The sequence below is a fragment of the Pseudoduganella flava genome, assembly GCF_007830495.1.
GTDB lineage: Bacteria > Pseudomonadota > Gammaproteobacteria > Burkholderiales > Burkholderiaceae_D > Rugamonas > Rugamonas flava.
This window is the reverse complement of sequence record NZ_VLKW01000017.1, coordinates 51,981-66,073: the sequence shown is the minus strand read 5'-3', so window position 1 is coordinate 66,073 and position 14,093 is coordinate 51,981. Positions and strand designations below refer to the sequence as shown.

Below are 14,093 nucleotides of genomic sequence, written 5' to 3'. Positions count from 1 at the left end.
CTGAGATAGCCCGGATTCCGTAGACAGTCTAATTTGGCATCGCGTGCCGTTTTTCGACTTCGATTGGACTGCGGTAGCCCAGCGTTTGGTGGGGCCGCCGCAGATTGTAGTACAGCTCGATGTAATCGGAGATTTCGGCGATGGCTGCTGCTCTGGTGGCGAAGATGCGGTGACGGGTTAGTTCGTTCTTCACTGTGGAAAACCAGCTCTCCACCACGGCGTTGTCGTGGCAGTTGCCGCGCCGGCTCATGCTTGGTCGTACGCCGTGCTCCTCGAGCATGGTGCGGTAGTCCTTCGACCCATACACGGAGCCTTGGTCGGTGTGGCAGATCAGTCCTGCGGCCGGCTGACGCTGATCAAATGCCATTATCATGGCCGCAATTGGCAGGTCTGCATTCTGTCGAGCGCTCATCGCCCAGCCGACGACACGACGCGCAAACAGGTCCAGCACAATGGCTAGATGCAGCCATCCTTCGCGCGTGTTGATGGTCGTGATATCGGCGGCCCAGACTTTGTTCGGCATCGGCACCATAAACGCTCTCTTGAGCAAGTCTGGGGCTGGTGGCTCTGTATGCTGATGGGCGTGCATGACTCGGAACTTGGCTTTGCGCGACGCTTCAATACCGTCGAGTCGACGTAGGCGTGCCACCTGATGCTTGCCACAGTCAATTCCTTCCCCCTTCAGGACCTTCCAAGTCTTCACCGCACCAAGAGCTTGGCGATGTGATTGATGGATGCGCAGGATGTGTGCGCGCAGAGCTTGATCTTCCTGGCTGCGCTGGCTCGGCAGCCGTTGTTGGGAGGCGTAGAAGCCGCTCCGACTGACCCGTAGCGCCCGGCACAGCGCCTTCACCGGGTACCGCTTCCTGTACTTTTCAATACACGCGTACTTTACCGCTTCATCCGCTTCAAGTACACGTCGAACTTTTTTAGGATTTCGAGCTCCTGCTTGGCATTGGCAAGCTCGCGCCGCAGGCGCACTACCTCGTCTTCCTCGCTTGCCGGTTTGCGCCCGCGCGCATTGAAACTGCCTTCCGTGCCTTTCTGCTCCAGCGTCTTTGCCCACTTGTACAGCTGGTTGCGCCTGATCCCCAGCTCCAGGGCCAGCGACTCGGCACTCTGCTTGCCGTCCTTCAGGCGAGCGACAGCGGCGATCTTGAATTCTTTGGTATAGACAGAACGATGCTGCCGCTCGGCGGCGGCATCTTCCGTTGGGGTATTGGATGGTTTGATTGTCATGGATTCCTCAAGACGTATTGTCTCTTGTTTAGGATGTCCACGAAACCCGGACCACCTCAGACCCGTCGGGTCTGACCCCAGGGTTTGCATTTGGGTTTCAGCCCAAAGCCAACGACTTGCTCGAAAAAAACTAAAATGAAAGCAGACCAATTCCGTCAAAAATAGATACCAATTGGATTCCACTTGATCTAGTATACGATCCAATCCAATACCGGTTACTTACCGCCTGAGGGCGGCGGAGGTCGCATGAAGCAGCTGTCGTGGTTTGCCGTGTTTTTCCTGTTGTACGAGCTCACCGTCTATCTCACCAACGACATGGTGATGCCCGGCATGCCGCAGGTGCTGGCCGAATACGGCGCGCCGAGCCGCTATATCGGCCTGTCGCTGTCGCTGTACATCCTGGGCGGCTGCACGTTGCAGGTCGTGCTGGGGCCGCTGGCGGACCGCTACGGCAAGCGCCGCGTGCTGCTGGGCGGGGCCGCGTTCTTCCTGCTGGCCACGGCGCTGGTGCCGGCGGCGCAGACCGGTACGCAATTCCTCGCCATCCGCTTCTTCCAGGGCATGGGCTCGTGCTTCATCTTCCTCGGCTACGCGGCGATCCACGAGCTATTCGACGATACCCGCGCCGTCAAGCTGACGACGTTGATGGGCAATACCACGGTGTTCGCGCCGCTGATCGGCCCCGTGGCCGGCAGCGCGATCATCGCCGTGGCCGACTGGCGGGCCGTGTTCGCGACGGCCTTCGCGCTGGGCCTGGTGGCCTGGATTGGTCTGTACCGCAACATGCCGGCCGAGCGAAAGCCGCCCGTGCCGGTCCGCGCCGCCACGCTGTGGCGCGACTATCGCCGCGTGTTCGCGACGCCAACCTTCGTGCTCGGCATCCTTGTGGCCGGCCTGGCGATTACGCCGCTGACGGCGTGGATCGGCCTGTCGCCGGCGATCCTGCTGCGGCATGGCGCGGCATCGTACAGCACCTATATCGCCTACCAGTGTGCGATCTTCGTCGGCTTCATCCTCAGCACCCTGGCGATCCAGCGCGCCGGCGAGCTGCCGCTGGGGCGCCTGCTGCGCCAGGGCGGCACGCTGGCCTTCGTCGGGCTGGCCGCGGCGGGACTGCTGTATCGCCAGGGACACCTGTTCGTGCTGGGCATGTTCGTGTTCTCGGCCGGCTTTGGCCTGTTCAACGGGGCGCTGATCCGCATCGCGCTGACGTCCACCGGCGTGTCGATGAACCTGACGTCGGCCGCGATGAGCCTGTTCTACTGCCTGATCATCGCGGCCGGGCTGGAGCTGTACAACCTCGTGTGCGAACGGTGGGACTACGCGCTGTCCGCGTTCGCGCTGTGCGGGCTGCCGCTGGGCGCCGTCCTGTGCGCGGCGCTGTGGTACCTGGCCCACGGCTACGACGCGCGCCGCGCGGTGCCGGCCTGAGTGCCGGGACGGGAGCCGCGCATGCATGCCGATCTCGAATACGAAGTGCAGATCGCCGAACTGAAGGCGCAATTCATGGCCTGCCAGCAGTGGGAGCTGTTCTGCCGCCAGCAAGGCGGCCAGGAAGGCCCGCACGCCGAGCGCCTGCGCATGCTGCGCGAAGGCTGCCGCCGCCGCCTCGCGCTGCTGCGCCGCCACGTGCGCGAGCACTTCGCCCGCTTCGATGCGCGCGGCGTGTCGTCGCTGCTGGGCATACCCAGCCGGGCATTGGCCGGCGACGAGCTGGCGCTGCATCGCATCTGGCTGGGCGGCTCGCCGCCGGCCACCGTGCGCACCGCGATCTGCCAGTGGGAAGCGGCGCTCGATGCCGTCGGCCATGGCGACGCCGAGCGAGGCTGGTCGCTCGTATTGTGGGTCTGGGATGGCGCGCAGCTGGCGGGAGACCCGCGCTTGCGCGCGCAAGCGGAGGAGGGCGCCGACCCGTTGCTGCTGGGCCGTTACGTGGCCGGCCGCAACAGCCTGCAGGTGCGCAGCCTGCGCGCATTGGCACGCCGCCAGGGTGCGCTGCCGCCCGGGCTGATCGAGGGGCTGCTGGCGGCGCGGCGCTACGTCAACCTGTCCGATTATTTCCGGCTGCTGGTGCTGCGCGAGCACGGCGGCGTGTACCTGGACGCCGACACGATGCCGTATCGGGCCGCCACCACGTTCCTGGCCCGCCCCGAAGTGCCCGACTACGTGCGCTTCACGTGGGCGGATGGCCAGGTGGGCGCCAGCGCCGTGTCGTGGCTGAACCTCGTCGACGACGAGAACGGCCTGCTCGTCGCGCGGCGGGGCGACGCGGCCGTGCGCGCGCTGGTCGCCGCTACGGAGGGCGCGCTGGCAGCGTTGCCGCCGGCCGCCGATGCGACGGCGCTGCAGCGGGCCACGTGGGGCCTGTGGAAGCGCGAGATCGGCACCACCTTGCTGGCCTGGCACGACGTCGAGCGGGAGCATGGCGTGCTGCACGAAGGGCGTCACGAACCGATGCTCGCCGGGTTGACCGGCATGCGGCTGCGCCACGGCGACGACGGCCGTCCATTGCCCCTCACCGAGCACGAGGAGCGCTGCTACCGGCACACGATGGCGGCGCTGGCGGCGCGCGACTGGCACCTGGAGACGCCGCGCGATCTGGAGCGGCATGCCGAGATCGAATGGGTCAGCGAACTGCCGCGCATGGCGTATTCGCCGCAGCTGCGGGCGCGCAACCCAGCCTGCAATTACTACTCGTTCCTGTCCGACGACCCGCGGCTGGACCGTGTCAACGCACTGTTCGCCGCCTACCTGCTGGACGTGAACGGCGAGCGGATCCGCCGGGGGGGCTTCTGGCAGGCGATCCGTGGCACCGCGGCGGGAATGCCGGCCGTGGCGGCCACCCTGCGCCGGCAGGTGGCGGCGCAATGACGCTGGCCTTCATTCCCGGCCTTGATGTGCCCGACGCGGACCTCGACCGCATGGCCGCGCTGCTGTTCGAAACTAGCCACCTGGAATACTGCTCGGTGGCCAACACGCTCGGTCTGCCGTTGCCCGCGCTGCAGCGGCGCCAGAACATCGAGCCCTACCTGCGCCACATCCGCGTGCTGTACGACGGCGACCGGTTCGCGGGCTTTCACAACAGCGCGACGATCGCCGAGTACGCAGCCGTGCAGGCGCCGTCGTACTACCGCGCCGAGATCCGCGCGATGGACGCGGCGTATGACGCCTTTGTCGCCGAGCATGCCCGGCCGGAAGACCTGTTCGTCGCCGGCCTCGCCATCGAACCGGCGCTGCGCGGCAAGGGCTACTCGAACGTGCTGCTGGACGATATCGCAGGGCTGGCTCGGGCGCGCGAAGCGCCGCGCATCGTGCTGACCGTGTGGGAGACCAGTGCCGCGCTGCCGCTCTACCTGCGCAAGGGGTTCGCGCGCCGCGGCACGTTCGACTACGCGTACCCGTTGTTTTTCGAGCGCCTGCATGCGCTGGCGCGCCAGATGAGGGAGTCATGATGGAAGCGATCGATACCATAGGCAAGCGCGACATCGGCGCGCGCAATCCGTCCACGCTGGGCGGCGGCCGGCTGGCCCGCGAGGCCGGAGCGCTGCGCGTGCTGAGCCCCGCGGAGTGGGCCTTCTGGCGCGACAATGGCTATGTCGTGCTGCGCGGCGCCGTGGCGCCGGAGCAGGTGGAGCGCATCGAACGGCTGATCTGGGAATTCGAGGAAATGGACCCGGCCGACCCGGCAACCTGGTACACGCCGGAGAAGTCGGCGCTGCGCCGCAACGAACTCAGTTACAACGCGGGGATGGTGGAGTTATACAATCACCAGTATTTGTGGGATACGCGGCAGGACCCGCGCATCCATGGCGCGTTCGCCGACCTGTGGGGCACGAACGCGCTGTGGGTGTCGATCGACCGCGTCAACTGCAACCTGCCGCCGGAACCGGGCTTCGAATTCAAGAGCTTCATGCACTGGGATTACGACCCGGACGGCGACGTGGACAGCGTGCAGGGCGTGCTGGCGGTCACGGACCAGCTGGACGAGGACGTGGGCGGGTTCGTCTGCATCCCCCAGCTGTACCGCGACTATCCGGCATGGCGGGCGGCGCAGGGCGCGGACTTCGACTGGTACCGGCCCGACGTGGCAAGCTTGCCGAAGACGGCGGTGACAATGGCGAAGGGCGACCTGCTGATCTTCAACAGCCGGCTGTGCCACGGCATCCGCCAGAACGTTTCAAAGGGCAAGGTGCGGATGGCGCAGTACATCGCGATGCTGCCGGCCCGCGAAGAGGATGTGGAGGGACGCGACTGGCGCATACGCTGCTGGCGCGAGCGGATTCCGCCGCAGGGCTACAGCCTGCACGGCGATCCGCGCAGGCTGGAACAGACGCGCTACGAGACGGCGCGCCTGACACCGCTCGGGGAGCGGCTGCTGGGATTGCGATCCTGGCAGGAATGACAATCGATGACGAGGAGTTTGGAAATGGATGTGGCACAGAAGGTGGGACAGTTGTTCATGGTGGGCTTCGACGGCCTGGAGCCCGACGCGGCGATCGAGCGGCTGATCCGCGAGCGGCGGATCGGCGGTGTGATCCTGTTCCGCCGCAACGTGCACACGCCGGCCCAGGTGGCCGCGCTGTGCCGCCGCCTGCAGGAGATCAACGCCGAGGTCAGCGCCGAACCGCTACTGATCGCGCTGGACCAGGAAGGCGGCATGGTGATGCGTATCGAGCAGGGCGTGACGCCGATCCCGGCACCGATGGCGTTCCAGGCCGCCGGCTCGGTTGACGCGTGCGAGCAGCTGCAGTTCGTGTCAGGCGACGAGATGCGCCGCATCGGCATCAACATGCTGCTGGCGCCCGTGCTGGACGTGAACAACAACCCGCTGAACCCCGTGATCGGCGTGCGCTCGTTCGGCGAGGATGCCGACACGGTGATCCGCTACGGCCTGGCCGCACTGCGCGGCCAGCGCGCCGCCGGCGTGATCTCGACCGCCAAGCATTTCCCCGGCCATGGGGACACGGCCGTCGACTCGCACCATGCGCTGGCCACGGTCGGGCACGACCAGCAGCGGCTGCGCGCCGTCGAGCTGGCGCCGTTCCGCGCCGCGATCGAGCAGGGCGTGGAAGCCATCATGACGGCGCACGTGGCGTTCCCCGCGTTCGAGCCGGACACCAACGTGCCGGCCACGTTGTCGCGCGCCGTGCTCACGGGCTTGCTGCGCGACGAGATGGGCTATGACGGCGCCGTGATCTCTGATTGCCTGGAAATGGGCGCGATCGCCGACGGCATCGGGGTTGCGGAGGGCGCCGTCGGCACGTTGCTGGCCGGTGCCGACATCGTGCTCGTATCGCACCGCGCCGAGCGCCAGCATGGCGCGATCGATGCCGTGTTGGATGCCGTCGCCGCGGGCCGCCTGCCCGTGGAGCGCATCGACGAGGCGGCGCGGCGCGTCGCGAAGCTGAAGGAGGCGGCGGCCGTGCGCAACTGGCGCGACCTGCCGGTCCAGCCGGAAGGGCTGATGTCGGATGCCGCAATGGCGCTGGCGGCGGACGTGCAGCGCCGCGCCGTGCGTCAGGCCGGCCGCTTCCGCCCGCTGGACCGCACGCAGCCCGTTACCTTGATCACGTTCGAAGTGCGCGACCGCACCGAGGTGGACGAAGTGGCCAATGGCCGTAACAAGGAGGCGCGCAGCTCGATGCGCGACACGCTGGCGGCCGGCGGCCTCGACGTGCGCGAGTTCACGCTGTCCGCCCAGCCGGATGCGGCGGACGTCGATGCCGCGCTGGCCTTTGCCGCCGGTGCCGCGCAGATCGTCGTGCAGACGTATAACGCGATGCTGGTGCCGGGGCAGCGCCGCCTCGTGGCCGCGCTGCCGCAGGAGGCGCTGTGGCTCGTCGCGGGCCGCCTGCCGTACGACCTGGAACTGGCGCCGCAGGCGCAGGGCCGGCTGGCCGCCTATGGTTGCCGCCCGCCGGCGCTGGCGCCGGTGGTGGAGCGGCTGATCGATGGCTGATCACTGACCGATCATCGGCTGAGCGCGGACCGCTTGGCGGCGGTTGCGCGCCTTGCCAAGGCTGCAATACGGGAAACTACGAGGGGACGGCCGCCTTCCTCCTTCTGCCATATGGGTTAGTATTGACGGTTTGCCACGCGCGGCGATGTTCGCCGCCGGCCCGGATTACCCATAGCCCCCGACCCGCGCGGCACGCTCCGCCCGGGCGCCTGAAGGAGATCGCATGACGCAACAGAACAACCCGGATTCCGCCAACGACCAGCGCCGCGAGCAGCAGCTGCGCGCCGACGCGCTGGATTACCACCGCCACCCCACCCGCGGCAAGATCGAAGTGGTGCCGACGAAACCGCTGTCGAACCAGCGCGACCTGTCGCTGGCGTATTCGCCGGGCGTCGCGTACGCGTGCGAGGAGATCGCCGCGAATCCCGCCACGGCCGCCGAGTACACGTCGCGCGGCAACCTCGTCGCCGTGATCACGAACGGCACCGCCGTGCTGGGCCTCGGTAACATCGGCCCGCTCGCATCGAAGCCCGTCATGGAAGGCAAGGGCTGCCTGTTCAAGCAGTTCGCCGGCGTCGACGTGTTCGACATCGAACTGGCCGAGACGGATCCGGACAAGCTGGTGGACGCCATCGCGATGCTGGAGCCGACCGTCGGCGGCATCAACCTGGAAGACATCAAGGCGCCGGAATGCTTCTACATCGAGCAGAAGCTGCGCGAGCGGATGAACATCCCCGTATTCCACGACGACCAGCACGGCACGGCGATCATCTCCAGCGCCGCGCTGCTCAACGCGCTGAAGGTGGCCGGCAAGCGCATCGGCGACATCAAGCTGGTGGCCTCCGGCGCCGGCGCGGCCGCCATTGCCTGCCTGGACATGATGGTGGGTCTCGGCGTGCGCCGCGAAAACGTCTACGTGGCCGACTCGCGCGGCGTGATCTGGCAAGGCCGCGAAGCGAACATGGAAGCGAACAAGGCGCGCTACGCGCAGGCCACGGATGCGCGTACCCTGGCCGACATCGTGCGCGGTGCCGACGTGTTCCTGGGCTGCTCGACGGCCGGCGTGCTGACGGGCCCGATGGTGCAGACGATGGCCGAGCGGCCGATCATCCTGGCGCTGGCCAACCCGGAACCGGAGATCCGTCCGGAAGTGGCGCTGGCCGCGCGGCCGGACTGCATCATCGCCACGGGCCGGTCGGACTACCCGAACCAGGTCAACAACGTGCTCTGCTTCCCGTACATCTTCCGCGGTGCGCTGGACTGCGGCGCAACGCGCATCACGGAGGCGATGAAACAGGCGTGCGTGGTGGCGATCGCCGCGCTGGCCGAAGCGGAAGTGTCCGAAACGGTGGCGGCCGCGTATGCGGGCCAGGCGCTGTCGTTCGGCCCCGACTACATCATCCCGAAGCCGTTCGACCAGCGCCTGATGGCCGCGATCGCACCGGCCGTCGCGCAAGCCGCGGCGGAATCGGGCGTAGCGACGCAGCCTATCGCCGACCTGGCGGCGTACCGCGCCCAGCTCGAGCAGCAGGTCTACCACACGGGCCTCGTGATGAAGCCGCTGTTCTCGTCCGCCAAGGCGGCGCCGAAGCGCGTCGTGTATGCCGAGGGCGACGAGGAACGCGTGCTGCGCGCCGTGCAGACTGTGGTCGACGAAGGCCTGGCCCAGCCGGTGCTGGTCGGCGCGCCGGCCGCCGTCGAGCAGGCCATCGCCGCGGCGGGCCTGCGCCTGAAGCGCGGCACGGATTACGTACTGGCCGATCCGGGCACGAACGACGCGACGGCGCATGCGCTGGCGCTGCTGCAGTCCGGTGACGCGGATGCGGTGCTGTGCGGCGTGCGCGGCAATTTCGACCGCCACCTGGAGCAGGTGCGCGACATCATTGGCCTGGCGCCGGATGCCGAGGTGATGGCGACGATGAACGCGCTGGTGCTGGAAAAGCACACGCTGTTCGTCGCCGACACGCACGTCAACGACGAGCCGGACGCCCGCCAGCTGGCCGCGATCGCGCAACTGGCGGCCCGCGAAGTGCGCAACTTCGGTCTCGAGCCGAAAGTGGCGTTGCTGTCGCATTCGACGGCCGGCGCATCCGAACGCCCGTCCGCCCGCAAGATGCGCGAGGCGCATGCGCTGCTCACGCAGGCGGCGCCGGACCTTCCGGTGCTCGGCGAGGTGCAGGGCGACGTGGCGCTGATGGGCGACCCGCGTGGCCTTGCGGCCGGCGGCTTCGCAGGTGAAGCGAACGTGCTGGTGATGCCGTCGCTGGACGCGGCCAATATCGCGTTCAACCTGTTGAAGGTCACCGGCGGCAAGGGCGTAACGGTCGGCCCCGTGCTGCTGGGTGCCGCGAAGCCCGTGCACGTGCTGGGCCCGGGCGCGACGGTACGCCGCATCGTCAACATGACGGCGGTGGCCGTCGCCGAAGCGATCCGCTGATCAGGGCGGCGGGGTGTCGTCCCCGCCGAGCGCCAGGTCCGCCGGCCGCGTATCCCAGCGCAGCCGGCGGTGCCGCACGGCATCCGCATCCACCTCGCGCACGACCTGCTCGATCTGCCGGCCCAGGTCCGATTGGGGCCGGCCGTGCAGCTCCTCGAACACGTTGAGGGCCTTGGCCAGCCCATAGCCATACTTCTCGACGAGCAGCGCCGCCAGCGCACGCGTCTCGGCGCCCCGCGCCACATCCTTCAAGCGGCTGCCCGCATAGCGCCGTAGCTCGGCCAGCAGGCGTTCGTTCAGCTCATCCATCAGCGCTCCTTCAACGTGTGTGCAACCCAGATGCAAACCCTGGGGTCAGACCCGCCGGGTCTGACCCCTGCCTTTGCCGTTGGGGTGAAAGCAATACGCCAGGCTGAGTAATTAACCCGGTGTCGGACTCCATTGTAGAAAATGGTGTCTGACACCGGTTTCCTGTTCACGTTCAGCGGTGCTGCATCGGCTCGCCGTCCATGCTACCTTGCGCGTTTTGGCGACGAGGAGTTTCCAGTGCGGGCATGCCTGTTTCTCGCGGCGGCTGTGTTCTGTGCCGCCGCTGCGCAAGCGCAATCGACCTCCACTTATCGCAATCCGCTGCCGGTGCGCCTGCCCGGCGGCGCGCCGGCGCAGAACTGTGCCGATCCTGCCGTGCTGCGCGATCCGCGGGCGGCCACGCCCACCTGGTACCTCTACTGCACCACCGATCCCGTCAGCCATGCCGAGCGCGAGCCGGGCGAGCAGGGCGGCTGGAAGTTCCGGCTGATGCCGATCTACCGCTCGCAAGACCTGGTGCACTGGGACTACGTCGCCGACGCTTTTGCCGACCGCCCGCCGCCGGCCGCGCCGAAGGCCGGCCTGTGGGCACCCGAACCGCACTACCACGACGGCCGCTACTGGCTGTACTACACGATCACGGACGTCGTCGACGTGGCCAGCCCGGAACCCGGCTGCGACAACGACAGCGCGATCGGCGTCGCGGTGGCCGACAGCCCGGCCGGCCCGTGGCGCGCCAGCCCGAAACCGGTCGTGCCGCCGCGCCGGGTCGACGGCGCGACGAGCGGCTGCAAGTTCGACTGGACGTTCGACCCGGACGTCGTCACCGATACCGACGGCACCCGCTACCTGTACTACGGCAGCTATGGCGGCGGCATCTTCGTGCAACGGCTGGCGGCCGACGGCCTGTCCGTCGAAGGAGAGCCGCGCCAGGTCGGCACCAGCTGGCGCTACGAGGGCGCCGAGGTCGTGCGGCATGACGGCATGTGGTACCTGTTCGCTTCCGCCACCGACTGCTGCGCCGGCCCGCTGACGGGTTACGCGCTGCACGTCGGCCGTGCGGTCTCGCCGCTGGGCCCTTTCCTCGACCGGCACGGCGAAGACATGGCGGCTGTGCGGGCCGGTGGCACGCCCGTGCTGCCGCAGAACGGCAACCGCTGGACGGGGCCGGGCCACAACACGGTGTTCCAGGACGCGGCCGGCCAGTGGTGGACCATGTACCACGCCATCGACCTGAACGAACCGTTCTTCGCGCCGGGCCTGACGCGCCGCGTCGCGCTGCTGGACCGCGTCGACTGGGTGGGCGGCTGGCCCATCGTGGCGGGCGGCGGCGGCCCGTCGGACGAGCTGCTGCCCGCGCCCGCCGCCACCGCCGATGCGCCGGCGCGCCCGCCCGTGCGCGTGCACGGCAGCGGCGCGGACCTGCACCTGCTCTGGCGCGACGACTTCGCCAAGCCGCCGGCCCCGCCGTGGCGCTGGATCCGCGACCCCGGCACGTGGCAGGCGGGGGCACGCGGTCTGGCCTGGAGCACCCAGCCGGGCGACCTGCACGTCGACACCAACAGCGCGCCGCTGCTGGCCCGGCCGCTGCCGGCCGGCGACGTGCGCATCGAAACGCGCGTGCGGCTGGACGCGCCGGACGACTGCTGCGCCAGCAATGCGCAGGCCGGCCTCGTCGCGCTGGGCGACGACGACAACTACGTGAAGCTCGTCGTGCTGGCCGGGCGTGGGCTGCACCAGGTGGAGTTCGCGAAGGAGCAGAAGCCCGTCCCCGCCGGCTATCCCCGCTACGGCAACACGGTGGCGGGCACGCCGGCCGGGGCGGACGGCTGGACGTGGCTGCGGCTGGACGTGCGCCGCGCCGGCGGCCTCGAACGGTGGACTGCCTGGTCCAGCCAGGACGGCCGCGACTGGGTCGGCGGCGGCACGTGGACGCACCAGCTGGGCGCTGGCGCGCGGCTGGCGCTGGCGGCGATGGGCGGCGGCGGCCGCGCCGCCACGTTCGGGCCCGTGACCGTGAGCCGGCTGGGGCCGGCCTTCGGCGCCGCCCCGGGGCTCCAGGCCGGCGCCAGGCGTGCCCGCGATGCGACATCGGCGCGGCCGTAAGCTCAACCGTGGCGCGTGCCGGCGCCCAAACACCTTATGATATGGAGAGAGGTTATGAGAGCGCTTCCCAAGGAGGACGAAACCGTGGATCACCCCCGGCCGCAGCTGCGGCGCCCACAATGGCTGAACCTGGACGGACCGTGGCAGGCGATGTTGGACGACAAGGCCGTCCATCACGACCCCGCGTCCGTGCCGTTCGACCGGACGATCATCGTGCCGTTCCCGCCCGAGGCGGCGGCGAGCGGCTTGCATGACACGGGCTTTCGCCGGCGCGTGTGGTACCGCCGGGTGGTGGGGCTGGACGACAACCTGCTGCCGTCGTCGGACGAGCGGCTGTTCCTGCACTTCGGCGCCGTCAACCACCGCGCCCGCGTGTGGATCAACGGCCACTTCGCGATCGAGCACAAGGGCGGCCACGGGCCGTTCTCGATCGACGTCACGCGCTACCTCGTCGGCCGCAGCATGGAAATCATCGTGCAGGCCGAGGACGATCCGCACGACATGCACAAGGTGCGCGGCAAGATGGACTGGGAACTGGAGCCCCATTCGATCTGGTACCCGCGCACCACCGGCATCTGGCGCACCGTATGGATGGAGAAGGTGGCGCGCGCCCACGTGTCGCGGCTGCGCTGGACGGCCGACGTGTTCACGTGGCAGATCCGGCTCGACGCGGACGTGTCGCATGCGCCGCCCGGCAGCACCGTCAACGTCGTGATGCGCCTGGGCGAGCAAGTGCTCGTCAACGACCGCTGCATGCTGACGGGCGAGCGGCTGTCGCGCCTGTTCCAGCTGCCCGACCCCGGTATCGACGACGCGCGGGCGCACTGGATGTGGAGCCCGGAAAGCCCGCAACTGATCGATGCCGAGATCACGCTGCACGCGGGGGATGGCCTCGTGATGGACCACGTCGTCAGCTATACGGCGCTGCGCACGGTGTCGGTGGACGGCGACCGCTTCCTGCTGAACAGCCGGCCGTATTACCTGCGCATGGTGCTGGACCAGGGCTACTGGCCGGACAGCCTGATGGTGGCGTCGGCCGAGCAGCTGCGCCAGGACGTGCTGCTGATCAAACGGCTGGGCTTCAACGGCGTGCGCAAGCACCAGAAGTCGGAAGACCCGCGCTGGCTGTACTGGTGCGACGTGCTGGGCCTGTGCGTGTGGGCCGAGATGCCGTCCGCCTACGGCTTCTCCAGCGAGACGGTGCATGGCGTGATGGAGGAGTGGAAGGAACTGGTCGAGCGCGACATCTCGCACCCGTCCATCGTCGCATGGGTGCCCACCAACGAATCGTGGGGCGTGCCGGAGCTGATGCACGACCGCCGCCAGGTCGACTTCGTGCGCGCGATGTACCACATGACGCGGGCGCTGGACGGCACGCGGCCCGTCGTCGGCAACGACGGCTGGGAGATGCCGTGCGGCGACTTCGTCAACATCCACGACTACCACGCCGACCCGGAAGAGCTGTATGCCCGCTACGGTACCCGCGAAGGCTTGAAGTACACGTTCGAGCACGTGCGCCCGGCGCGCCGGCGGCTCGTCATCGACGGCTTCGACGGCATGGGCAAGCCGCTGTTCCTGTCCGAGTTCGGCGGCATCGCCTGCATGGACGAGAAGGACCCGAAAGGCTGGGGCTACTCGGTGGCGCGTGACGGCGAGGAGCTGCTGGAACGCTACCGCAAGCTGATGGCGGCGATCCACCGCTGCCGGCCGCTGTCCGGCTTTTGCTACACGCAGCTGACGGACACGTTCCACGAACGGAATGGCCTGTTGACGGAAGACCGCGTGCCGAAGGCGCCGATCGCCGCGCTGGCCGAGGCCACGCGCGGGCCGGACGCCCGGCTGCACGACTGGTACACCGACCCGCTGGGTCACAGCGAACTATGGCGCGGCAAGCGGGCCCCGGAACTGGCGCCGGCCGCACCCGGTACGGACCTGGCCCCGGCCAATGCGGAAACGGCCCACGTGGCAGCCGGCCCCGAGGACCAGCCGGGCCAGGCCGCGCCGGAGCCCGGCATGCGGCTGCCAACCGAAGCCACCTGACCC

Annotated in this window: 11 protein-coding genes; 8 read left to right on the top strand and 3 right to left on the bottom strand. The window is 68.7% G+C overall.

All coding sequences use genetic code 11. The annotated features are described in order from the left end of the window. Nucleotides 1-28: 28 nt before the first annotated feature. Both IP92_RS28510 and IP92_RS28505 read right to left on the bottom strand, forming a co-directional pair. Entirely contained in the window at nt 29-880 is an 852-nt protein-coding gene (locus tag IP92_RS28510) for an IS3 family transposase (protein ID WP_229418681.1), read from the bottom strand. A gap of 11 nt (nt 881-891) precedes the next feature. Further along, the gene (locus IP92_RS28505; protein WP_145873327.1) at nt 892-1,239 is read right to left on the bottom strand and encodes a transposase; all 348 of its coding nucleotides are present in this window, start codon (nt 1,237-1,239) and stop codon (nt 892-894) included. Between the two features lie 246 nt (nt 1,240-1,485). Here IP92_RS28505 and IP92_RS28500 point away from each other — a divergent pair, with 246 nt between their 5' ends. From IP92_RS28500 to IP92_RS28475, 6 genes are all read left to right on the top strand, one after another. Beyond that, entirely contained in the window at nt 1,486-2,670 is a 1,185-nt protein-coding gene (locus IP92_RS28500; RefSeq protein ID WP_145881843.1) for an MFS transporter, read from the top strand. Nucleotides 2,671-2,691: 21 nt separating this feature from the next. After that, nucleotides 2,692-4,110 carry a glycosyltransferase gene (locus IP92_RS28495; protein ID WP_145881828.1) on the top strand — a complete coding sequence of 473 codons (1,419 nt, stop codon included), beginning with the start codon at nt 2,692-2,694 and terminating at the stop codon, nt 4,108-4,110. Beyond that, complete coding sequence (locus tag IP92_RS28490) at nt 4,107-4,691, top strand: GNAT family N-acetyltransferase (protein WP_158206660.1); 585 nt, start codon at nt 4,107-4,109, stop codon at nt 4,689-4,691. The genes IP92_RS28495 and IP92_RS28490 overlap by 4 nt, the downstream gene beginning before the upstream one ends. After that, a complete protein-coding gene (locus tag IP92_RS28485) occupies nt 4,688-5,641 on the top strand; it encodes a phytanoyl-CoA dioxygenase family protein (protein ID WP_145881823.1) in 954 nt (317 codons plus the stop codon). Before IP92_RS28490 ends, IP92_RS28485 begins: the two co-directional genes overlap by 4 nt. A gap of 24 nt (nt 5,642-5,665) precedes the next feature. Then, entirely contained in the window at nt 5,666-7,198 is a 1,533-nt protein-coding gene (gene nagZ / locus IP92_RS28480) for a beta-N-acetylhexosaminidase (RefSeq protein ID WP_229419017.1), read from the top strand. Between the two features lie 223 nt (nt 7,199-7,421). Then, complete coding sequence (locus IP92_RS28475) at nt 7,422-9,635, top strand: NADP-dependent malic enzyme (protein WP_145881820.1); 2,214 nt, start codon at nt 7,422-7,424, stop codon at nt 9,633-9,635. On the opposite strand, the gene IP92_RS28470 is transcribed toward IP92_RS28475, so the two are convergent. Continuing rightward, nucleotides 9,636-9,944 (bottom strand): hypothetical protein, encoded by a 309-nt coding sequence (locus tag IP92_RS28470; RefSeq protein WP_145881818.1) that lies wholly within the window; start codon nt 9,942-9,944, stop codon nt 9,636-9,638. 237 nt (nt 9,945-10,181) lie between these two features. Between IP92_RS28470 and IP92_RS28465 the strand changes: the two genes are divergently transcribed. Together IP92_RS28465 and IP92_RS28460 are read left to right on the top strand one after the other, a co-directional pair. Beyond that, nucleotides 10,182-12,050 (top strand): glycoside hydrolase family 43 protein, encoded by a 1,869-nt coding sequence (locus tag IP92_RS28465; protein ID WP_158206659.1) that lies wholly within the window; start codon nt 10,182-10,184, stop codon nt 12,048-12,050. A 54-nt stretch (nt 12,051-12,104) separates the two neighbouring features. Beyond that, on the top strand, nt 12,105-14,090 hold the full coding sequence (locus IP92_RS28460) for a glycoside hydrolase family 2 protein (protein WP_145881813.1): 1,986 nt from the start codon (nt 12,105-12,107) through the stop codon (nt 14,088-14,090). Nucleotides 14,091-14,093 lie beyond the last annotated feature (3 nt).